21 protein-coding genes are annotated in these 21611 nt (G+C 65.5%); 16 read left to right on the top strand and 5 right to left on the bottom strand.

Features of this window, described 5'->3' with window-relative positions; genetic code table 11:
- Positions 1-387 precede the first annotated feature (387 nt).
- The 4 genes from U1R88_RS30550 to pyrF all read left to right on the top strand — a co-directional run bounded on the left by U1R88_RS30550 (position 388) and on the right by pyrF (position 3776).
- Positions 388-1080, top strand: a complete 693-nt coding sequence (locus tag U1R88_RS30550) for a glutathione S-transferase family protein (RefSeq protein WP_068297410.1) — start codon at positions 388-390, stop codon at positions 1078-1080.
- Between the two features lie 163 nt (positions 1081-1243).
- On the top strand, positions 1244-2386 hold the full coding sequence (gene queG / locus U1R88_RS30545; protein ID WP_322434690.1) for a tRNA epoxyqueuosine(34) reductase QueG: 1143 nt from the start codon (positions 1244-1246) through the stop codon (positions 2384-2386).
- Between the two features lie 78 nt (positions 2387-2464).
- Positions 2465-3082, top strand: a complete 618-nt coding sequence (locus tag U1R88_RS30540; RefSeq protein ID WP_068297404.1) for a class I SAM-dependent methyltransferase — start codon at positions 2465-2467, stop codon at positions 3080-3082.
- Entirely contained in the window at positions 3078-3776 is a 699-nt protein-coding gene (pyrF, locus tag U1R88_RS30535) for an orotidine-5'-phosphate decarboxylase (protein ID WP_322434710.1), read from the top strand. The genes U1R88_RS30540 and pyrF overlap by 5 nt, the downstream gene beginning before the upstream one ends.
- A 168-nt stretch (positions 3777-3944) precedes the next feature.
- Here pyrF and efp read toward each other — a convergent pair whose 3' ends face one another.
- Entirely contained in the window at positions 3945-4511 is a 567-nt protein-coding gene (efp, locus tag U1R88_RS30530) for an elongation factor P (RefSeq protein ID WP_068297398.1), read from the bottom strand.
- 361 nt (positions 4512-4872) lie between these two features.
- Between efp and U1R88_RS30525 the strand changes: the two genes are divergently transcribed.
- Both U1R88_RS30525 and U1R88_RS30520 read left to right on the top strand, forming a co-directional pair.
- A complete protein-coding gene (locus U1R88_RS30525; protein ID WP_322434689.1) occupies positions 4873-5598 on the top strand; it encodes a DUF1223 domain-containing protein in 726 nt (241 codons plus the stop codon).
- Positions 5599-5688: 90 nt separating this feature from the next.
- The gene (locus tag U1R88_RS30520; RefSeq protein ID WP_322434688.1) at positions 5689-5946 is read left to right on the top strand and encodes a hypothetical protein; all 258 of its coding nucleotides are present in this window, start codon (positions 5689-5691) and stop codon (positions 5944-5946) included.
- A gap of 31 nt (positions 5947-5977) precedes the next feature.
- Here U1R88_RS30520 and U1R88_RS30515 read toward each other — a convergent pair whose 3' ends face one another.
- The gene (locus U1R88_RS30515; protein WP_322434687.1) at positions 5978-7678 is read right to left on the bottom strand and encodes a saccharopine dehydrogenase family protein; all 1701 of its coding nucleotides are present in this window, start codon (positions 7676-7678) and stop codon (positions 5978-5980) included.
- Positions 7679-7943: 265 nt separating this feature from the next.
- Here U1R88_RS30515 and trpS point away from each other — a divergent pair, with 265 nt between their 5' ends.
- The 5 genes from trpS (at position 7944) to recF (ending at position 12684) form a co-directional block, all read left to right on the top strand.
- Positions 7944-8984, top strand: coding sequence for a tryptophan--tRNA ligase (gene trpS, locus U1R88_RS30510; RefSeq protein WP_322434686.1), 1041 nt, complete (start codon positions 7944-7946; stop codon positions 8982-8984).
- Between the two features lie 128 nt (positions 8985-9112).
- The gene (locus U1R88_RS30505) at positions 9113-9733 is read left to right on the top strand and encodes a glutathione S-transferase family protein (protein WP_068297385.1); all 621 of its coding nucleotides are present in this window, start codon (positions 9113-9115) and stop codon (positions 9731-9733) included.
- A gap of 75 nt (positions 9734-9808) precedes the next feature.
- Entirely contained in the window at positions 9809-10006 is a 198-nt protein-coding gene (locus tag U1R88_RS30500; RefSeq protein WP_322434684.1) for a hypothetical protein, read from the top strand.
- A 224-nt stretch (positions 10007-10230) separates the two neighbouring features.
- Entirely contained in the window at positions 10231-11349 is a 1119-nt protein-coding gene (gene dnaN, locus U1R88_RS30495; protein ID WP_322434683.1) for a DNA polymerase III subunit beta, read from the top strand.
- A gap of 210 nt (positions 11350-11559) precedes the next feature.
- Positions 11560-12684 (top strand): DNA replication/repair protein RecF, encoded by a 1125-nt coding sequence (recF, locus tag U1R88_RS30490; protein WP_322434682.1) that lies wholly within the window; start codon positions 11560-11562, stop codon positions 12682-12684.
- A gap of 73 nt (positions 12685-12757) precedes the next feature.
- Here the strand turns inward: recF and U1R88_RS30485 are convergent, their stop codons facing one another.
- Positions 12758-13990 (bottom strand): ROK family transcriptional regulator, encoded by a 1233-nt coding sequence (locus U1R88_RS30485; protein ID WP_322434681.1) that lies wholly within the window; start codon positions 13988-13990, stop codon positions 12758-12760.
- A gap of 183 nt (positions 13991-14173) precedes the next feature.
- Here U1R88_RS30485 and U1R88_RS30480 point away from each other — a divergent pair, with 183 nt between their 5' ends.
- The 5 genes from U1R88_RS30480 (at position 14174) to U1R88_RS30460 (ending at position 19261) form a co-directional block, all read left to right on the top strand.
- Positions 14174-15418 (top strand): extracellular solute-binding protein, encoded by a 1245-nt coding sequence (locus tag U1R88_RS30480; RefSeq protein ID WP_425545501.1) that lies wholly within the window; start codon positions 14174-14176, stop codon positions 15416-15418.
- A 196-nt stretch (positions 15419-15614) separates the two neighbouring features.
- Positions 15615-16496 (top strand): carbohydrate ABC transporter permease, encoded by an 882-nt coding sequence (locus U1R88_RS30475; protein WP_425545505.1) that lies wholly within the window; start codon positions 15615-15617, stop codon positions 16494-16496.
- Entirely contained in the window at positions 16496-17347 is an 852-nt protein-coding gene (locus U1R88_RS30470; protein WP_425545504.1) for a carbohydrate ABC transporter permease, read from the top strand. The genes U1R88_RS30475 and U1R88_RS30470 overlap by 1 nt, the downstream gene beginning before the upstream one ends.
- 4 nt (positions 17348-17351) lie before the next feature.
- Positions 17352-18368, top strand: coding sequence for an SIS domain-containing protein (locus U1R88_RS30465; protein ID WP_322434678.1), 1017 nt, complete (start codon positions 17352-17354; stop codon positions 18366-18368).
- Positions 18365-19261: a carbohydrate kinase family protein gene (locus tag U1R88_RS30460; protein ID WP_322434677.1), complete on the top strand. Its 897-nt coding sequence runs from the start codon at positions 18365-18367 to the stop codon at positions 19259-19261. Before U1R88_RS30465 ends, U1R88_RS30460 begins: the two co-directional genes overlap by 4 nt.
- A gap of 208 nt (positions 19262-19469) precedes the next feature.
- On the opposite strand, the gene U1R88_RS30455 is transcribed toward U1R88_RS30460, so the two are convergent.
- The gene (locus U1R88_RS30455; RefSeq protein WP_322434676.1) at positions 19470-20858 is read right to left on the bottom strand and encodes an aspartate aminotransferase family protein; all 1389 of its coding nucleotides are present in this window, start codon (positions 20856-20858) and stop codon (positions 19470-19472) included.
- Between the two features lie 237 nt (positions 20859-21095).
- The gene (locus U1R88_RS30450; protein ID WP_322434675.1) at positions 21096-21575 is read right to left on the bottom strand and encodes an OsmC family protein; all 480 of its coding nucleotides are present in this window, start codon (positions 21573-21575) and stop codon (positions 21096-21098) included.
- Between the last annotated feature and the right edge of the window lie 36 nt (positions 21576-21611).

Genomic DNA, 21611 nt, shown 5'->3' with positions numbered 1-21611 from the left:
CTTCCAATATTACCTCTGGGGAATGGCATAACAGATGGATAGATTGGTGATGGCAGGCTGGGCCGATCGCAGATTGCGAGATTTATCCATCCTCATCAGTGCCGTATCTCTGATCTATAATTTATTTCGCCATATGGTGTAATGACGGATCTGGTGGACGGAATTTGGCTTGGCGGGCAGCCCTGCGGCAGGCCGAGGGAAACGAAATGCCGGGCCCCGCCGACGTCAATTTTTCGTTAACCGCCACCGCCCATTTTCCGCCGCCAACCGCAGAGCCTGTGTTCTATTCACGCAAGGCGGTTGCCGGGCGGTTGTACGGGGGGGTATACCGGTTATCCGCTTCGCCCCATCCGGGCCTCCATCCGCGGTTTCCAGATTCACGGTTCAATGGCCAAGCTTTTTCATCATCCTGTCGACCCGCAATCGCGCTTCATCCGCCTCGTGCTCAGCGAAATGGACGTGGCGACCGATCTGGTCGAGGAAAAGCCCTGGGAGCGGCGCGAGGCCTTCCTGCACATGAATCCGGCGGGCGTGCTTCCCGTGATGATCGACGCCACCGGCCTGATCGTGCCGGGCGCCTCGCCGATCTGCGAATATCTCGACGAAGCCTATGGCGATGCCCTCGGCGAGCAGCGCCTGCTGCCGCGCGACGCCAGGGCGCGCGTGGAGACCCGCCGCCTGATCGAATGGTTCAGCATCAAATTCTATGCCGAGGTCAGTGAATATCTGATCACCGAGAAGATCCTGAAGCGTTTCCTGCCGATCGGCGAGGGCGGCTCCTCGCCGGACACGGCCGCCATCCGTGCGGCCAAATCGAATGTGCGCTATCATCTGCGCTATGTCGGATATCTGGTGCGGCGGCGGAACTGGCTGGCGGGGGACAGGCTCTCCTACGCCGATTTCGTGGCTGCGGCGCATCTGTCGATCGTCGACTATCTCGGCGACGTGCCCTGGGACGAGGACCAGGCCGCCAAGGAATGGTATGCGCGCCTCAAGTCGCGCCCGTCCTTCCGCCCGCTCCTGGCCGAGACGCTGCGGGGCACGCCGCCTTCGGCAACCTATGCGGATCTCGATTTCTAGCTTGGTACTTTCCGCCTTGGGGGTGCCCGCATTCCGTTGCCCGCGGCCCCTGGATCCCTTTCCCACGGCCTGCGGCCGTGCCGGGGATGACGGCGTCGGTGCTTTTGAACTTTGCGGAGGGGCCGCTCCCCGGGTGCCGGTGGCCTCGCGCAAGGAGGTCGCCGTGAACGCCCTCAAGACAGAACTCCTCCAGCGCGCCGAAGCGGAAGGCTTCGATGTCGTTCGCATCACCACGCCCGACGCCATCCCCCAGGCGCCTGCCCGCCTGCGCCACTTCCTCGAGGAAGGGTTCCATGGCGAGATGGGCTGGATGCAGGAGCGTGCCGATCAGCGCGGCGCCCCCGCCACGCTCTGGCCGGAGGTGCGCAGCGTCATCATGCTGGGCGTCAATTACGGGCCCGACCGTGATCCGATGGCGGGGCTTTCGGATCGTTCCGGCGGGCTGATCTCGGTCTATGCCCAGGGCGACGACTATCACGACGTCATCAAGAAACGGCTGAAAAGCCTGGGGCGCTGGTGGGGCGAGGTGACAGGAGCACCGCTCAAGGTCTTCGTCGATACCGCGCCGGTGATGGAAAAGCCCCTGGCCGCCGCGGCGGGCCTGGGCTGGCAGGGCAAGCACACCAATCTGGTCAGCCGGGACTTCGGCTCCTGGCTGTTTCTGGGCTCGATCTTCAGCGCCACCGAGATCGAGGCCGATGCGCCGGAGCGGGACCGGTGTGGCTCCTGCCGGGCCTGCCTCGATGCCTGCCCGACTGCTGCCTTTCCCGCGCCCTACCGGCTCGATGCCCGGCGCTGCATCTCCTATCTCACCATCGAGAACAAGGGACCCATCCCGGCCGAGTTCCGCGAGGCCATCGGCAATCGCATCTATGGCTGCGACGATTGCCTGGCGGCCTGCCCCTGGAACAAGTTCGCGGTGACGGCCCGAGAACACAAGCTCAAGGCGCGCGCGGAATTGCGAGCCCCGCGCTTGGCGGATCTGGCGCGCCTGGACGATCCGGCCTTCCGGGCGCTGTTTGCCAAGAACCCGGTGAAGCGCATCGGGCGCGACCGTTTCATCCGCAACGTGCTGATCGCCATCGGCAATTCCGGCGATGCGGGCCTGATCGAGGTGGCCGAGGGTCTCCTGGGCGATGAATCGGCGCTGGTGCGCGCCATGGCGGTCTGGGCGCTCGCCAGACTCGCCCCGTCCCGCCTCGCTGGCCAAGCCTGGCGCCGGGACGATGAAACCGATGCCGATGTGAAGGCGGAATGGCAGGCGGCGGGCCATGCGGCGCCGATGCATCAGGATGCCTTATATTGAAGGGCGGACGCAGGGACCGCTTGACGGCGGCGGCGTTCGCCAATAGCGATGCGAACGGGGCAAGCAAGGAGCAGGCCGATGGTCCACAAGGGCGGCGCGCGACGTGACAATTGCAAGCCATCCAGACGTTTCGGTGAAGCCGCCCAGTTTTTCCGAAGCTGGACCGAAAAGCCCCTCCAGATGGGGTCGATCACCCCCTCCAGCCCCTTCCTGTCCAAGGCGATGGCCAATTGCGTCGATCCTGCCTCGGAAGGGCCGGTGGTGGAGATCGGGCCCGGCACGGGGCCGATCACCCAGGCACTGGTCGAGCGAGGCGTCGCCGAGGACCGGCTGGTCCTGGTCGAATACAGCCCGCAATTTTGCGATCTCCTGTCGCAGCGTTTTCCCAAGGCGACGGTGGTGCAGGGGGATGCCTATGCCCTGGCCAAGACCCTCGAAGGCCGGCTTCCCAACAAGGCGGCGGCGGTGGTCTGCGGCCTGCCGCTGCTGACCAAGCCGGAGCGCCAGCGCCTCGACCTCCTGTCGCAGGCCTTCACGCTGATGCAGCCCGATGCCGCCTTCATCCAGTTCACCTATTCGCTGGCCTCGCCGATCCCCACCAAGAACGCCTTCTTCACCTGGCAGGCCTCGCCCAGGATCTGGCGCAACGTGCCGCCCGCCCGCGTCTGGACCTACCGCCAACTCCTGAGGAATTGATTTGAACACGAAAGACCGCCTGATCTGTGGCCTGGATGTCGACAGCGTCGCCAAGGCCGAGGCCCTGGTAACCGAGCTCGGCGACAGCGTGACCTTCTACAAGATCGGCTATCAGCTCGTCTTCAATGGCGGTCTGCCCTTCGCCCAGGACCTGGCGCGTTCGGGCAAGAAGATCTTCCTCGACATGAAGCTGCACGACATCGGCAACACCGTGACCAAGGCGGTCGAGGCCATTGCGGGCATGGGCATGACCTTCCTCACCATCCATGCCTTTCCCCAGACGATGCGCGCCGCCGTCGAAGGCGCCCGCGGCTCGGATCTGAAGATTCTCGCCGTCACCGTCTTGACCTCCTACGACGATGCCGACCTGGCCGAAGCTGGTTATGGCAAGGGGGTCGGCGAACTCGTGGCCCAACGGGTGACCCAGGCCATGGCGAGCGGCGTGCCCGGCCTGGTGATGTCGCCGGAGGAGGTCGCCTCGACCCGCAACCGGGTGGGTGACGGCATGCTGCTGGTCACCCCGGGCGTGCGCCCCGCCGGCAGCGACAGCGGCGACCAGAAGCGGGTGATGACGCCCGGCGACGCCATCCGTGCCGGAGCCGACCATCTGGTGGTGGCCCGCCCCATCGTGGCGGCCCCCGATCCCAAGGCGGCGGCCGAGGCGATCCAGGCGGAGATCGCGGCGGCGGTATAGAGTTGGAGCGCGGACTTCTCAGCGACATGAAGACATGTCGCGATGTCCGCTCTTGAAAACACCAATCAAAACAACAAGGGCGCAGACCTCATCGGCTGCGCCCTTTCCTTTGAGTTCAATGTTTCCAAGAGCGGACTTAGCGAGTCGCTGAGAAGTCCGCGCTCCGGATCAGTCCTTGGCGCGTTCGACGTAGGAGCCGTCTTCCGTCATGACCACCACGCGGGTGCCGGCGCTGATATGCGGGGGCACGGTGGTGCGCACGCCGTTGGAGAGGGTGGCGGGCTTGTAGGAAGAGGAGGCCGTCTGGCCCTTGGTCACCGGCTCGGTCTCCGTCACTTCCAGTACCACGCGGGCGGGTAGTTCGATCGACACCGGCACGCCATTATACAGGCTGATCTGGCATTCCATGTTCTCGGCCAGATAGACCGACTGCTCGCCGATCACGTCGGCGGGCACCGAGACCTGCTCATAGCTGTCCATGTTCATGAAGGCGTAGCCATGCGTGTCTTCATACAGATAGGTGTGCGACTTGGTCTCGATGAAGGCGCGCTCCACCTGCTCGGTGGTGCGGTAGCGCTGCACGGTCTTCACACCGTCCGACAGGCGGCGCATGTCGATCTGGGTGGTGGGCGTGCCCTTGCCCGGGAAGAAACTCTCGGCCTTGAGCACGACGTAGAGCTGATTGTCGATCTCGACGACGTTGCCCTTGCGGATCTGGCTGGCGATGACCTTCACGATGATGTCCTGAAACTTTTCAAGTGAGCTAGAGCGTTTCCGTGATCTGGCGCAATCACCCCAAATCGCAAGAACGCGTTGAACCAAGGCGCTAGAGAAAAGGCGCGTTTTCATCAAAACGCGCTTTGCCCTAGGAACGATTGTGGGCGCCTCTTACACCGCCCCGCCGCCGAACGAAAGCGTGAAGCGCCGGGAATCGGCGAAACAGCAGCGAATTCGTGCCTTGTCACGCACTTTCCCAGGATTTTTCGATCGCAACGCCACGTCATCACGAGGGCGTGAGCGTGTAACGGATGACGATCTGCCGACGAATAACCCTGGGAAGCGACCTCTCTCGGGTCGAATACTGATGAGGCTATCGATGAGGGCATCGACAAAGAGGCCGGGTGCCGGCCTGTCACGGCTGGCTCTGCTGGGATTAGGCCTGGTCCTGCCGCTGCTCGGGAGTGCCGCGCCGGCTCAGGCAGAGCGGCTCACCGTGGTGGAGCTCTTCACCAGCCAGGGTTGCTCGTCCTGCCCGCCAGCCAATGCCAATCTGGCCACGATCAGCCGGCGGCCCGGCGTGCTGGCCCTGAGCTTCGGCGTCACCTATTGGGATCGGCTGGGCTGGAAGGATGTCTTCGCGCGCCCCGATTACACCCAGCGCCAGGTCGCCTATGAGAAGCCCCTTGGGCAGAGCGGTCCCTTCACCCCGCAGATGGTGGTGAATGGCCGGATGTCCCTGGTCGGCAACGAACTGACCGAGGTGGATGTGGCGATCGCGGCCGCGGCTGGGCCGCAAGCGGGTCCGAGCCTGGCCGTCTCGGACGGCCATGTCGTCATCGGTGGCCAGCGCTCGTCCCCGGCCAGACTCGACATCTGGCTGGTGCGCTATGACCCGAGGCAAGTCGAGGTGCCGGTGCGCGCCGGCGAGAATGCCGGGCGCACCCTGCCTCACAAGAATGTCGTGCACGATCTGGTCCGGCTCGGCGTTTGGAAGGGCGAGGCACTCGACCTGCCGATCGCGCGGGCGCCGGCCGGCCAGCGCACGGCCGTCCTGCTGCAGGCGCCGGATGGCGGTGCCATCCAGGTTGCCGCAACCGACTGAGGAACCTCGAACCGTCACAGCTCTTCGACCCGCCGGACGGCTCGTCCGGCTTTCCCTGCGCCGAGGCGCAATCATAGAAAGGAACGGATCATGGATCGTATTGCCAAACTCGCCTCTGCAGGCTTGCTGGGCCTGGGGCTCGCTGTCGCCGCTGCCCCCTTGGCACAGGCCCAGGACGCGATGCCGCAGACGAACACGATGCAATCGCAAACGATGCAACCGAACGCAATGCAGGGCGAGGCCATGAAGGGTGATGCCATGAAGGGCGACACCATGAAGAAGCCGATGAAGAAGATGGCCAAGAAGAAGATGATGAAAAAGCACCACAAGGCCATGAAGGCGATGTGATCTCGGCGCGAGGCAAGCAGCCGGCTGGTGATCAACGCCGCGTTTCCGCCACCAGCCAGCCCTTGTAGCGCACGATCAGGCCGAGCAGGGGATGGGCGATCTCGACATGGAAGTTGAATCGCCCGTCCTCGGCGCTTTCGAAACTGTCGCCGGAGGGGGCGAGGAAACGCGGCAGCCTCAGGCCGAGGAAGCGCCAGTTGCGTATGACGAGCTTGAGCCTGCCGTCTTCGGCGAGGAGGGCAAGCCCGAAGCTGAATGGCCCGAAGCGCTCGTCGACCAGGCAGGCATTGCGGCCGCGGCCGGCGGTCTGGACCGAACGGAAGCGGCGCCCGGCAAATTCCCGCGTCCACACTTCCCGCTTGTTTTCGATCTCGAACGATACGCGCACCGGAACATCCGCACCGGCCTCGGGGAAGCCGACGAGGGCGCCGACCAGACGCGACAACAACCCCTTGCCGCGCTCGACGCTGGCGCGGCCGGAGGCCGCATGGCTGGTTTCGTGCCGATGCAGGGCGTGGATGGCCGGTGGCAGGCTCGCATAGGCAGAGCCCAGAATGCCTGGATAGAGCGGCTGGCTCGCTTCGGCCGTGACCTCACGCGTGCCATGGGCGAAGGGCCGGCCGGTGAAGACGCGATCATAGTCGCCCAAGGTGAGCGCCCCCGTTGCGGGACGGGCACCCGGTTCCGGCCTGATGCCTTCGAGGCGCTGGCGGATCAGGGCCTCGATCGCCATCGCCGGAATATAGGGCCCGTCGTCGCCCTCGGCGCTCAGATGCCAGCTGCGAACCAGCCTTTCGCCGCGCTGTCCCGCGCCCTCGACCTCGACGATCATGCCGCCGCGATGGGGACCCCAGCGCAGGATGCGGTTCACCCTGAGGAACAGGCCGGCGAGCGGCGCGAGAGAGGGCAGCATTTTCCAGCGCACCAGCAGGCTCAGCCCGATCAGGCAGCGATGCAGGATCTCCGGGCGCGGCCCGGCGCCGACCCAGACCGAGCGTACGCCCGGCCAAAGGCCGGCGAGCAGCAGGAGATCGGGCACCTCCACCAGGGAGAACAGCGTATTCGGCAGCGGCAGTTTGCCTGGCGGGGCGATGGTGAAGCGGCGGGTCTCGGTGAGGGGATGCACCAGCAGGGTCTGGCCCTGCCGCCGAGCCGGCACGGCCTGGCCGGCATATCCAGCGATGGCCCTGAGCACGTTCTCGCCGACGACCGCATGCGGCGAGGGGGCGATACCGGCGCGGATGGTGTCGATGCGCGCAAAGGCGCCGGCGAGATGCCTGACGACTGCGGCGGTCAGGACGGGAAAGCTGCTCACGCCCGACAGGATGGCGACGCCGCGCTCCCGGGCTGCCGCGTCGAGGCGGGTTACGCCCTGCACGAAAGCGGCCCCGTCCGAGAAATCGAAATAATCGGCCCCATGGGCGATCGCGGCCTCGACCAGGCGATAGGGCTGCTTGCCATAGCTCTGGAAGGGGCCGCTGGCATCGACGACGATGTCCGGCTTCAGGGCCTGCAATTGCGGCTGGAGCGGCTGGTTGCGGTCGAACTCGGCTGGAAACAGGCGGGCCCGCACCGGACGGCTGGCGCAGAAGAGTTCCGCCTTGGCGAGCGAACGCCCGGCGATGATGAGGGTGAGGCGGGGTTCGTCGGCCAGCAATTCCGCCAGCCGCCCGCCAAAGATGCCGTAGCCGCCGACGATCAGCACGCGCAGGGAGGAGGTGGATGCGGTCACGGGCTACTCCAGCCCTGCATGCGTACAGGCAGTGGCCGAAACCGGCAAGATGGAGCCCTGCACCGGTGCCGGAGCGGATGGCCGCACTTGCGTCTTGCGCCAGCGCCCGCCATAAGCGCTAGCCTAAGCACGATTTTCCGGCGAGACCCGCGGGCGGGCTTCGCCGGAAAATCGTGCACGTGTTCGATATCTTGCGGCTTGTTCTTGATCGCGCCCGTGGCTCGATCAAGAACAAGCTGCCTGGACAATATGGAATCCTCTGGCCATGACGAAGTTCGTGGAACGCGTCTTTTCGGGCGTTCAGCCGACCGGCAACCTGCATCTGGGCAATTATCTCGGCGCGATCCAGCGCTTCGTCGAGATGCAGAAGAGCCATCAATGCATCTATTGCGTGGTGGATCAGCATGCCATCACGTTGTGGCAGGATCCCAAGAGCCTGGCGAGTGCCATCCGCGAAGTCACGGCCGCCTTCCTGGCCGCGGGCATCGACCCGAAGGCCCATATCGTCTTCAACCAGAGCCAGGTGGCCGAGCATGCCGAGCTCGCCTGGGTGTTCAATTGCGTGGCGCGCATGGGCTGGCTCAACCGCATGACCCAGTTCAAGGAGAAGGCCGGCAAGGACAAGGAGGCGGCCTCGGTGGGCCTGTTCGCCTATCCCACGCTGATGGCCGCCGACATCCTGGTCTACCGTGCCACACACGTGCCCGTCGGCGAGGACCAGAAGCAGCATCTGGAGCTCGCCCGCGACATCGCGGCCAAGTTCAACAATGATTTCGGCGATTCCATCGCGGCCAACGGCTTCGAGGGTGGTTTCTTCCCGCTGCCCGAACCCTTGATCCAAGGCGCGGCCACCCGCGTGATGAGCCTGCGCGACGGTTCCAAGAAGATGTCGAAGTCGGATCCCTCCGATCTGTCGCGCATCAACATGACCGACGATGCCGAGACGATCGCCGCCAAGATCCGCAAGGCCCGCACCGATCCCGAGCCGCTGCCGAGCGAGGAGGAGGGGCTGAAGGGGCGCCCCGAGGCCGATAACCTGGTCTCGATCTTCGCGGCACTGTCCGGCCGCACGGTGGCCGACGTCCTCGCCGAGTTCGGCGGTGGCCAGTTCTCGACCTTCAAGACGGCGCTCGCCGATCTCACCGTTGCCAAGATATCGCCGATCACCGCCGAGATGAAGCGCCTGATGGCCGATCCCGGCCATATCGACGCGGTGCTGGCCGAGGGCTCGGACCGGGCCCGGGCGATCGCCGCCCCGATCATGGCCTCGGTGAAGGATATCGTCGGCTTCATCCGGGCGAAGTGAGGGATTGCCAGAAAAGCAATTGAAAAGCCGCTTTGTCATGCCCGGGTCAAACCGGGCGGGGACAAAGGCCGAGCCAAATTGATCCGTTCGTTACGCACGGACTGCAACGCTCTGTGGAAGGAACCGACATGCTGAAGATCTGGGGCCGCACCAATTCCTCCAATGTGAAGAAGGTGCTGTGGTGCGCCGAGGAACTCGGGCTCGCCTATGAGCGCATCGATGCGGGCGGTGCTTTCGGGGTGGTCAACGATCCCGCCTATCGCGCTCTCAATCCCAACGGGCTGGTGCCATGCATCGAGGATGACGGCTTCGTGCTGTGGGAATCCAATGCCATCGTGCGCTATCTGGCCGAGGGGGACGCGGAGCGCCGGCTGGTGCCGGGAACGCGCCAGGCCAAGGCTTCCGCCGAGCGCTGGATGGACTGGACGACCTCGACCATCGCCGGTCCTTTCCGTGACGTGTTCTGGAACGTCGTCCGCCGCAGCGCCCAGGACCGGGTGGAGACCGAGCTCTCCCGGGGCCTCGACAGTTGCGGCCGCCTGCTGGCCATCGCCGACAAGGCCCTCGCCGGCCAGCCCTATCTGTCGGGCGACAAGTTCGGCATCGGCGACATTCCGCTCGGCTGCAGCGCCTATGGCTGGTTCAACATGCCGATCGAGCGGCCGGACCTGCCCCATCTCGCCGCCTGGTACGAGCGCCTGACCGAGCGCCCGGCCTATCGCAAGGCGGTGATGATCCCCCTGACCTGACGATCGGGAACCCCGGGGCCGACATTCGCGTTACTGAGCGACCATGATTGTCATGGTCGCTCAGGGAATGTCTGCATGCTGTCTGGTGTGATCTCGCTTTTGATCGGTATCGTCGTCATCGGTCTCGTCTGCTGGCTGTTGATGTATGTGATCGACCGCCTGCCCATGGATGGGCGCTTCAAGCAGATCCTGCGTATTCTCATCATCCTCATCGCGGTGCTCGCCATCCTGCAACGCGTGGTGGTGCTGCTGGAGCCGGTGCCGACGCTGTGACGAGCAGCCTCCTGCTTGGAGACGTTCGGATCGGTCCTTGCCGGACACGGGCTGCGCGGCGCCCGGCATCCCGATCGGGTGCACATCCGACATGTTCGGGAAAACCCTGAAAAAGCTGCGGGATGGCTTGCCTTTCGTCCGAGCAAATTGCATGGTCTTCGCCCTTTTTCCACCGTTTGCGGCAGCTCGGTCCGCTTGCGGGTCGCTATGCCAGGACGCACTCCATGAAGGTTACGCTCGAACGGACTGCCCTTCTCAAATCGCTGGGCCACGTCCACCGCGTCGTCGAGCGGCGCAACACCATCCCGATCCTGTCCAACGTGCTGATCGAGGCCCAGGGCGCCAGCCTGCTGTTGAAAGCGACCGACCTCGATCTGGAGGTGGTGGAGTCTTCTCCTGCCGACGTCACCATGGACGGCGCCACCACGGTGCCGGCGCATACCCTCTACGATATCGTCCGCAAGCTGCCCGACGGTGCCCAGGTTTCGCTGGAAGGGGGCGGGGAGGCGACCCAGCTGATCGTGCGCTCCGGCCGCTCGCGCTTCACGTTGCAGACGCTGCCTCCTTCGGATTTCCCGGACCTGGCGGCGGGCGAGTTCCCGCATAATTTCCAGCTCAAGGCTGCCGATCTGCGTAAGCTGATCGAGAAGACCCAGTTTGCGATCTCCACCGAGGAGACGCGCTATTATCTCAACGGCATCTATCTCCACACGCTCGATGTCGAGGGCGAGACGCGCATCCGCGCCGTGGCCACGGACGGCCATCGCCTCGCCCGCGTTGAATTGCCGGCGCCCGAGGGCTCCAACGGCATGCCCGGCGTGATCCTGCCGCGCAAGGCGGTGGGCGAGATCCAGAAGCTGATGGAGGATGCCGAGGCCATCGTCTCGGTCGAGCTGTCCCAGGCCAAGGTCCGCTTCACCATCGGCCCGGTCGTGCTCACCTCCAAGCTGATCGACGGCACATTCCCCGATTATGCCCGCGTCATCCCTGTCGGCAACGACAAGTCCCTGATCGTCGAGCGCGCCGATTTCACCGCGGCGGTCGACCGCGTCTCGACCATCTCCTCCGAGCGCGGCCGCGCCGTGAAGCTCTCCTTGGCCGACAGGCGCCTCGTCCTCACCGTCACCAACCCGGATTCCGGCACGGCGACCGAGGAGATCGAGGTCGATTACGACGCCACCCCGCTCGATATCGGCTTCAATTCGCGCTATCTGCTCGACATCGCGGCGCAGCTCGACGGCGATACCGCGCTGTTGAAATTCGCCGATCCGGGCTCGCCGACCCTGGTGCAGGATCGCGAGGGCGCGGCCGCTCTCTATGTGCTGATGCCGATGCGGGTGTAAGGCGCGATTTGCCTTCTCCGCGTAGCGGGGAAGGTGGCATTGCGAAGCAATGACGGATGGGATGCGGCCCGCTCGCTCCGTTCTATCCGGATGGGGTACAGCTAGCGGGCCGCACCCCATCCGACCCGACTTCGTCGGGCCACCTTCCCCACTTCGTGGAGAAGGCCTCCCGCGTCTCACTCGCTTTTGAGTGAGTTGGAAGCCGTTTCCATGATCTCTCCCCGCATCACCCGCCTGATCCTCACCTCGTTCCGGTCCTATCCGCGGCTCGATCTTGCCGTCGACGCCGGCATGGTGGTGCTTACGGGGCAGAACGGCGCCGGCAAGACCAATGTACTCGAGGCCATCTCGCTGTTCACCCAGGGCAAGGGCCTGCGTAGGGCGGATCTGGAGGGCATGGCCAGCGAGGACGGGCCCGGCAGCTTTGCCGTCGCGGCCGAGGTCGAGGGCGCGCTCGGCCCGGCGCAGCTCGGCACCGGGCTGGAAGGCCCTGAAAACGGTCCGCGCAAATACCGTGTCGACCGCCAGCCGGTATCCTCGGCCGCAAGCTTTGCCGATCATCTGCGCCTCGTCTGGCTGACGCCTTCGATGGACGGGCTGTTCTCCGGCTCCGCCGGGGAACGGCGGCGTTTCCTCGACCGGCTGGTGCTGGCTGTCGATGCCGGCCATGGCACTCGCGTCAATGCGCTCGAACGTGCGCTGCGCTCGCGCAACCGCCTGCTCGAGGATCCCAGGGCCGATCAGCGCTGGCTGGATGCCGCCGAGCATGAGGTGGCCGACCTCGCCATTGCGGTGGCGGCCTCGCGCGCCGATACGGTACGCCGTCTCGCCGGCCTGATCGAGGAGGAGATCGATCCCGCCTCGCCCTTCCCCCATGCCCGCATCGCCCTCGACGGCGTCATCGAGAATGCCGTGCTGGACGAGCCGGCGCTGGCCGTGGAGGAGCGCTATCGCCAGACCCTGCGTGAGGGGCGCCCACGGGATCGAGCCGCCGGCCGCACGCTCGATGGGCCGCATCTGACCGATCTCCTCGTCGTGCACGGCCCCAAGGGCATCGCTGCCGAGCGCGCCTCCACCGGCGAGCAGAAGGCCCTGCTGCTCGGGCTGGTGTTGGCACATGCGCGGCTGGTCGCCCGTCTCGCCGGCATGACGCCGATCGTCCTGCTCGACGAAGTCGCCGCTCATCTCGATCCAATGCGGCGGGCAGCCCTCTATGACAGGCTCGAAAGCTTCGGTGCGCAGGTCTGGCTGACCGGGGCCGATCCCTCCGCCTTCGAGGCGATCGCCGACCGGGCTGCCATCTATCGGGTCACGCCGGGCCGGATCGAGGGCTGAGTGGAGATCAGAGGGGAGTTTGATCGGTGGAGTAGCCCCTCGGAAAACTCGGGTGCTTTCGCGATCCCCACGATCAATGCTTCAGCAGCACGTCGAAGCGGGGATTGATCTCGTCGAAGATCGGCAGCGAGGCGGCGCCGAGCACGACGGTATGATGTCCCACCGAGCCGGCCATCAGGCGGGGAAGGCTGCGGCCGCTGCGCGAACCCACCGACATCGGCAACGGCATGGCCTTTTCGATCAGGCTGGCCAGCACGCCGGCCGGGGCAAGTCCGCCGAGCAGGATGGTTTCAGGATCGAGGGTCGATTCCAGGATGTTGACGGCGCCGGCCAGATACGGGGCGGCGTCCGCCACCCAGCGCTCGACGGGGGCGGATAGCGCGCCGTCCAGTTCGAAGAGAGCAGGGGCACCGGGCTGATCGGCGAGGAATTCCTTGTCGGCCAGGAATTCCTGGGCCGCGCTCAGGGAAAGATAGCGTTCCAGGCAGCCGCGGTTGCCGCAGGGGCAGGGCTTGCCGTTGGGTGCCACGATCATGTGGCCGATCTCGCCGGCATTGAGCGAGGCGCCGCGCCAGGGCTGGCCGCCGAGGAAGACGCCGGCGCCGAGCCCCTCGTCCAGGAACAGGAAGACGAAGCTGTCGATCGCGCGGGCGACGCCATGCAGGCGTTCACCGATCGCCGCCGCCATGGCGTCGTTCTCGATCTGCACGGGCTGTTCGAGCGCTTCGGCGATATGCTGCCTGGCATCGGGATCGTCCCATCCGGGCAGGGTGGTCGGACCGGCGGTGGTGATGGCACCGACTCCGAAACGCACCGGCAGGGCGACCCCGGCGCCGAGCAGGCGCGAGGCGGGGATGCCTGCTTCCCCGATCAGTTCGTCGGCGAGCTGCCGCAAGGCGGGCGCCGCGCTGTGGGGGGAGGGGCGCTGGGCCGGAATCTCGCGGATGGCGACCGGCTTGCCGGTGAGGTCGACCAGGGCCGCGATGATGGCACTGTGGTCGACATGGAAGCCGAGCGACCAGGCACCCTCGGGATTGATGGCATAGGGGATGGAAGGCTGGCCCCGCCCTTCGCGCTTGGGCTCGCCGGCCAGGACGAAGCCGGCCTGCTCCAGTTCCTCGACGATGTTGGAGATCGTCTGGTTGGTGAGTGCGGTCTCACGGGCGATCTCGGCCCGCGAGACCGGCCCCAGCCGGCGGATCGTGTCGAGCACGACGCGCCGGTTGTGGGAGCGGGTGAATTCGAGATTGGTCCCCGCAACGCTCCGGCTTGGTTGGGGTGTCCTGTCCGCCTCGCGCCTCGCCATGTCACCCACCCCGTTCATCATTTCACGGGCAACTATGGCAGCATGTTTACATTCAAACAAATTGAGTTAATAATTTTCCGGGCCGCAGAAAACGATCGAGAGCCATCGAGAACTCTCCGCGCCCCTGAACCATGCAGGGCGGCCATGAGCTGCTGATCGAATTGCAAGCGGGAGATGATTGCAATGTCTGGAATTCACAAGTCTGTGCTGGCCGGGCTGGCGATGACGGCCCTGGCGGGATTGTCGCCGGCCGCGGCCGAGACGCTCAATGCCCTGTTCATGGCGCAGGCCGCCTATAGCGACGCCGACGTCAAGGCGATGACGGCAGCCTTCGAGAAAGAAAACCCCGGCGTCACCGTCAATGCCGAATTCGTGCCCTATGAAGCCCTCTACGACAAGATCGTGGCTTCCAAGGCCGCCGGCGGCGCCGGCTATGACGTGGTGCTCTACGACGTGATCTGGCCGGCCGCCTTCGCGCAGAACGGCGTCCTGGTCGATGTCACCGACCGGTTGAAGGATCTCGATCGCTCCAAGGTGTTCGACGGGGCTTGGGCCACCGTGAACTATGACGGCAAGACCTATGGCATGCCGTGGATCCTCGACACCAAATATCTGTTCTACAACACCGAGATTCTCGAAAAGGCCGGCATCAAGGAGCCGCCCAAGACCTGGGATGAACTGGCCAAGGACGCCAAGATCATCAAGGACAAGGGGCTGGTGCAATATCCCATCGTCTGGAGCTGGTCGCAGGCCGAGGCGGTCATCTGTGACTACGTGACCTTGACGGCTGCCTATGGCGGCAAGTTCTTCGAAGGGGACAAGCCGGTCTTCGACAAGGGCGGTTCGCTCGACGCGGTCACCTACATGGCCGACAGCCTCAAGAACGGCCTCTCCAACCCCAATTCCAAGGAATATCTGGAAGAGGACGTCCGCAAGGTGTTCTCGGCGGGCGACGCGGCCTTCGCGCTCAACTGGACCTATATGTATGCCAAGGCCAATGATCCTGCCGAAAGCAAGGTGGTGGGCAAGGTCGGCGTGGTGCCGGCGCCCGGCGTCGAGGGCAAGAGCACGGCTTCGGGGGTGAACGGCTCGATGGCGCTCGGCATCACGGCCGGCTCGACCAAGCCGGATCTTGCCTGGAAGTACATCGCCTATCTCACCTCCAAGCCAGTGCAGGACCAATATGCCAAGCTCAGCCTGCCGATCTGGAAGGCGTCCTACACCGATCCTGCCGTCACCAAGGGCCAGGAGAGCCTGGTCAAGGCTGCCGATATCTCCATCGGCCTGATGACGCCGCGGCCGACTGTCGCCTCCTACCAGGAGCTCTCGACCATCCTGCAGGCGCAGATCCAGAACGCGCTGGCCGGCAAGACTTCGCCCGCCGACGCCCTCGCGGCCGCGGCCAAGGATGCCGCGCGCATCCGGTAAGGGATTGGTGGGCACCGACCTTTGTCATGCCCGGGCTTGACCCGGGCATCCGGACTTCGCTTCGAAAGAGGAGCTGGATTGCCGGGGCAAGCCCGGCAATGACAAAGGTTGCGCTCGTCTCGGTGCCCAAGCGCCAAATACCGACTTAGGGAGGCGGATACGCCCTCCCGTCTTGCTGGAAGGAATCTGCCTGATGATGAGCGGCCGTGTCGGCATGCCCTCACCATGGCTTCTGCTCGGCCCGATGCTGGTCATCGTGTTCGCGGCGGTCGGCTATCCCATCCTGATGACCCTGTGGCTGGCCTTCACCGATACCCGCCTGATGGCGGGGCCGGGGGCGGCGCATTTCATCGGGCTGGAGAACTTCGCCTACGCCTTCAGCGATTCCGAATTTCTCGCCGCAGCGGGCCGGACGATCTATTTCACCGTCGTCTCGATCAGCGCCGAGGCCCTGCTCGGCATCGCGGTCGCCCTGCTGCTCAACGAGAAATTTCGCGGCCGCACCTTCTGCCGGGCTCTGCTGGTGCTGCCCTGGGCGGTGCCTACCATCGTCAACGCCCTGATGTGGCGCCTGATCTACCAGCCCGATTTCGGCGTCCTCAATGCAGTGCTGACCCAGAGCGGGCTGATGGAAAGCTATCGCAGCTGGCTCGGCACCGAAGGCAGCGCCATGAATGCGGTGATCGTCGCCGATGTCTGGAAGAACTATCCGCTGGTGGCGTTGATCGTACTGGCCGCACTGCAGTCGGCGCCGCTGGAACTCTACGGTGCCGCCACGCTCGACGGGGCCAATGCCTGGCAGCGCTTCAAGGCCGTCACCTGGCCGGTGATCGCGCCGCCGCTGCTGGTGGCGCTGGTGCTGCGCTCGATCGAGGCACTGAAAGTCTTCGACATCTTCTATGTGATGACACGGGGCGGCCCGGCGAGCTCGACCAAGACCATGAGCTTCTTTGTCTATGAGGAATCCTTCCGCTTCATGCGGGTGGGATCGGGCGCCTCCTACGCCCTCATCGTGGTGCTGATCTGCATGGTCTTCGTCGGCTTCTACGTCCGGCTGATGCGCAGGCAGGAGGCTTGATCATGCAGCGAAGCTCCATCGCAACTTTCTTCCTGTATTGCGGCGTCGCCCTGTTCCTGGTGGTGACGCTGGCGCCGGTGGCATGGCTCGGTGTAATGAGCATATCGCTGCCTTCGGATCTCACCGCCAAGCCCCTGTCGCTCGTCCCGCGCCACGTCGACTTCAGCCGCTATGCCCGCCTGCTCACCTTCGAGGCCAACAGCCCAGGCGAAGCCTTCCTGATGGCGCTGCGCAACAGCTTGCTGAGCTCGCTCGGCGCCACGGCGTTGTCGCTGCTGGTGGCGGTGCCGGCCGGTTGGGCCTTTTCGCGCTACCGCAATCGCGGCGTCTCGGTGGTGCTCTACAGCATCCTCGCCACCTATATGACGCCGGCCGTGGCGCTGATCCTGCCGCTCTATTTTCTGCTTTCGATGCTCGGGCTGCTCAACAATGTGCTCGGCCTGATTATCGTCTATTGTTCGATCCTGACGCCCTTCACCGCCTGGTTCATCAAATCCTCCTTCGATGCGGTGCCCGGCGAGCTCGAGAGCGCGGCGGCGATCGATGGGGCCTCGACGCTGCAGACCCTGTGGTGGGTCACGCTGCCCTATGCCAGGGCCGGCGTCGCCACGGCGGCGCTGTTCGCCATCCTGCTGGCCTGGGACGAATTCTTCTACGCCCTGCTCTTCACCTCGAACCAGAACGCCAAGACCCTCACCGTCACCATCGCCGATTTCGCCGCCGGCCGTGCCACCGATTTCGGCCTGGTCTCGGCTGCGGGCCTGCTGACGGCGCTGCCGCCGGTTCTGATCGCCTTCATCCTGCAAAAGTCACTGGTTGCCGGGCTCACCGCCGGCAGCGTCAAGGGTTGATATCATGAGTACAATCGTGCCGGGCACGGGCCTGGCGATGATCGAGGCCGAAATGAGCAGGCAGCATGCCGATGCACTGGCCTCCTTCCATGGCGCCGGGCCGATGGCCGCGCGGCTGGCCGACAGCATCCGCCGTACCGGCCGGCTGACCCTGGCCGCCATGGGCGGCTCGCACTGGGTCAACCGCGCAGCCGCCGTGCTCTATCGCCGGCTTGGCATCGAGGTCGAGACTGAGGTGGTGTCCGAACTCCTGATCACGCCGCAGCCCGACCGCGAGCGCACGGTGCTGCTGGTGTCGCAATCCGGCAATTCGGGCGAGATCGTCGCCTTTCTCGAACGGCCCGCCGGGCGGCAGGAACGTTTCGGGCTCACCCTCGACGCCGACAGTGCGCTTGGTCGCGGCGCGCCCGCCCTCGTCGGTGTCGGCGGATCGGAAAAGGCCTTCGCCGCCACCCGCAGCCTCCTGGTCAGCCACGCGCTGCACCTGGCGGTGCTTGCTGCACTGGGCCTGCCGGCGCAAAGGGCGCTCGCCATGCTTGACGCGCCCGTCCGGCCCGATCTCGGGGCGGCGCTGTCGGCTCTGAGCGCCAGTACCTCCCTCATCCTCAGCGGCCGGGCCGAGCTGCAGGGCGTGGCCGAATCCGGCGCGCTCTGCGTGATGGAACTCGCCCGCCTGCCGGCCCTGGCCCTGGAAGGCGGCCAGTTGCGGCATGGGCCGATGGAGATGCTGTCGCCGGCGAGCGGCATCGTGCTGCTGCGCGCCGCCGGCCCCTCGGCCGGCCTCGCGCCGGGGCTGGCGGCGGCCTGCCGCGCGGCCGGATCGCCGGTGGTGGTGTTCGATCTCTCCGGCGAGGCCGATATCGCCGATGCCGTCACTGTCCGCCTGCCGCGCGAGGAGGGCATGGCGGCCATTTTCGCCGTGCTGCCGGCGCTGCAGGCCTTCCTGGTGACCTTCGCGGCCGGCCGGGTCGATCATGTCGGCGAGCCCCTGCGCTCGACCAAGGTGACGACGGAGCTATGAGGGAACCGCTGTTTCTGATCGGCAACGTCAATGTCGATCTCGTAATGGGCCCGCAGGCGCCCTGGCCGCAACCGGGCACGGAAGTGATCGTGCCCGAGAGCGAATTCCGCGTCGGCGGCGCCGCCGGCAACACGGCCCTGGCCCTCGATGCCCTTGGCGTCGATTACAGGCTGATCACCAGCCGCGGCAACGACATGCTCGGCCGCTGGCTGGCCGAGCCTTTCGGGGCGCGGGCCGAGGGCTGGACGGTGGCCGAGGGGGCGACCACGGTTTCGGTCGGCATCGGACATCCCGACGGGGACCGCACCTTTTTTACCACCACCGGCCATCTGCATGCCTTCGGGCTCAAGGACGTGCTGGCGCAGCTCGACGAGGCAGGGCAGGGCTGCGTGGCCCTGCTGGTCGGACCCTTCGTGATACCGGCCTTGCTTGCGGATTATGACGAGTTGATCGCCATCCTGCGGCATCGCGGCTATCGCATCGCCCTCGATACGGGCTGGCCGGATGGCGGCTGGACGGATGAGGTTCGTGCGCGGGTGAACGCCTGGATCGGCCATTGCGAGCATGTCCTGATCAACGACATCGAGGCCAAGGGGCTCACCGGCGCCGAAACCGTCGAGGCGGCCGCCGATAGGATACGGCCTCCGATGCCCGCCGGTGCCAGCCTGGTGATCAAATGCGGGCCCAAGGGCGCCCTGGCCTGGCGCGGGGACGAGCATGTGAGGGTGACGGCCCCGCAGGTAAAGGTCGTTGACACGATCGGAGCCGGCGACACCTTCTCGGCCGGTTATTTCGCCAGTTTGGCCGAGAGCGAAGATCTTGAGAGAGCGGTGGCGAACGGCGTTACGGTAGCCTCGCTGGCGGTTTCGACGCGGCCGCGGCGTTATCGGTGAGGGCGGTGCCACCACCCCTCATCCGGCTGCCGCCACCTTCTCCCGCAAGGGGAGAAGGGAATTTGTCTGGCTCGGGACGCGCTACTCGGGACCGTACCGTTGAACTTGACCTAACCCACTAAAACCCCTTCTCCCCTTGCGGGTCTCGTCAACTCTCTTGAGTTGACGAGAGGTCCCGGCCGGGGGATGAGGGGTGACTTCTCACTCCTCACACATATCCGCGCCGCTTCACCTCGGCCCAGCTGTCGTCGAGCGTCTTCTTGGCGGCGGCGATCAGGGCGTCGACTTCCTCATGGCTGATCACCAGCGGCGGGGCGATGATCAGCGTATCGCGGGTGGCGCGCATCACGAGGCCGTGCTGGAAGGAGAAGTCGCGGGCGATCAGGCCGACCGTGCCCGTCTCCACCGGCCAGGAGGCGCGGGCCTTCTTGTTCGGCGTCAGTTCGAGGGCGCCGATCAGGCCGATCATGCGCGCTTCGCCGACCATGGGATGATCGCCCAGCGCCAGCCACTGCTTCTGCATATAGGGGCCGATATCGTCCTTGACGCGCTCGACGATCTTCTCTTCGCGCAGGATCTTGATGTTGGCGATGGCCGCCGCGGCGCAGGCCGGATGGCCCGAATAGGTGTAGCCGTGGTTGAAGTCGCCGGCATTGGCGATCACCTCGGCCACCTTTTCCGTCACCATCACGCCGCCGATCGGCAGGTAGCCGGAGGAGATACCCTTGGCCATGGCCATGATGTCGGGCTCGACGCCGAAATATTCGCAGCCGAACCACTCGCCGGTGCGACCGAAGCCGCAGATCACCTCGTCCGAGACCAAAAGGATGTCGCGCTCACGGCAGATGCGCTGGATCTCAGGCCAGTAGGTTGCGGGCGGGATCACCACCGCGCCGGCACCCTGGATCGGTTCGGCGATGAAGGCGGCGATATTGTCGGCGCCGAGCTCGTCGATGGTGCGCTCGAGTTCACGCGCCGCCCACAGGCCGAACTCCTCCGGGCTGCGGTCGCCGCCCTCGGCATACCAATAGGGCTGGGCGATATGGACGATGCCGGGGATCGGCAGGCCGCCCTGGGCATGCATCGGCGTCATGCCGCCGAGCGAGGCGCCGCCGATGGTCGAGCCGTGATAGCCGTTCTTGCGGGCGATGATGGTCGATTTGCCCGGCTTGTCCTGGGCCGCCCAGTAATGGCGCACCATGCGGATGATGGTGTCGTTGGATTCCGAGCCCGAGCCGGTGAAGAACACCCGGCTGAACTGCGGCGGCGTCACCTCCGCCAGCAGGCGCGAAAGCTCGATCGCCGGCAGATGGGTGGTCTTGAAGAAGGTGTTGTAGAAGGGCAGTTCGCGCATCTGCTGCGCCACGACGTCGACGATTTCCTCGCGGCCATAGCCGATATTGACGTTCCACAGACCCGACATGCCGTCGATGATCTGGTTGCCTTCCGAATCCCACAGATGCACGCCCTTGGCCTTGACGATGACGCGCGCGCCCTCGGCATTCAGGCCCTTGGTGTCGGTGAAGGGATGCAAATGATGCGCGGCATCGATCGCACGCAGTTCCGCTGTGGTGAGATTGGTCTGGTGCAAGGTCATGATGCGCGCTTCCTCGAAAAATGTGATCCCAATTTTGTGATCACAAATTGCGGAAGTCAAGGGGAGATACGCCATCATGGGGCATGGGCGGGGGCGGACGGGACGTCCGCGGTCCCAGCCGCGCCGTTTCCCGCGTGACGCTGACAAGGTTCGCGTCGGAACCACGAAGGCTGGGACCGCGGACGTCCCGTCCGCTCTATCGTCCCACCGACCGGCACGCCCAAAAAGAAAAACGCTCTATGTCCCTGCCAGCACGATCTCCGCCTCATGCCCGACCGGAAAATTCACCGAGCGGGCGATGAAGCACATCTCATGCGCCTTCTCGTGCAGGTCATGGGCTTTTTGCAGGTCCGAGCCGGCGGCGACCACGATGTGCGGGCGCAGGGTGACCTTCTCGAACTGGCCGGCGCCGCCGGCCACCTCGACCATCACGCCTTCGGCCTCGTCCTCGTAGGAGAGCACGTTGACGCCCATCTGCGAGCACAGGCCAAGATACCAGAGCTTGTGGCAGGCCGAGAGCGAGGCGACCAAGAGGTCCTCGGGGTTCCAGCGCGTGGCGTCGCCGCGAAAACTCGGATCGGACGACCCCTCGATGACAGGCTTGCCTTCGGCCAGGATCTGGTGGGCGCGGCTATAGCCGCGATAGGTCGAGGTGCCCTCGCCCTCATTGCCCGTCCAGACGACCGTGACCTTGTAGCGGTGTTCGCGCCCAGCCATGCCTTCCTCCTGATATCGTTGCGTGGCGGGAGGATG

The organism is Labrys sedimenti, assembly GCF_034424805.1.
In the GTDB taxonomy this organism is placed as follows: domain Bacteria; phylum Pseudomonadota; class Alphaproteobacteria; order Rhizobiales; family Labraceae; genus Labrys; species Labrys sedimenti.
This window is presented reverse-complemented; position numbering and strand designations above follow the sequence as displayed.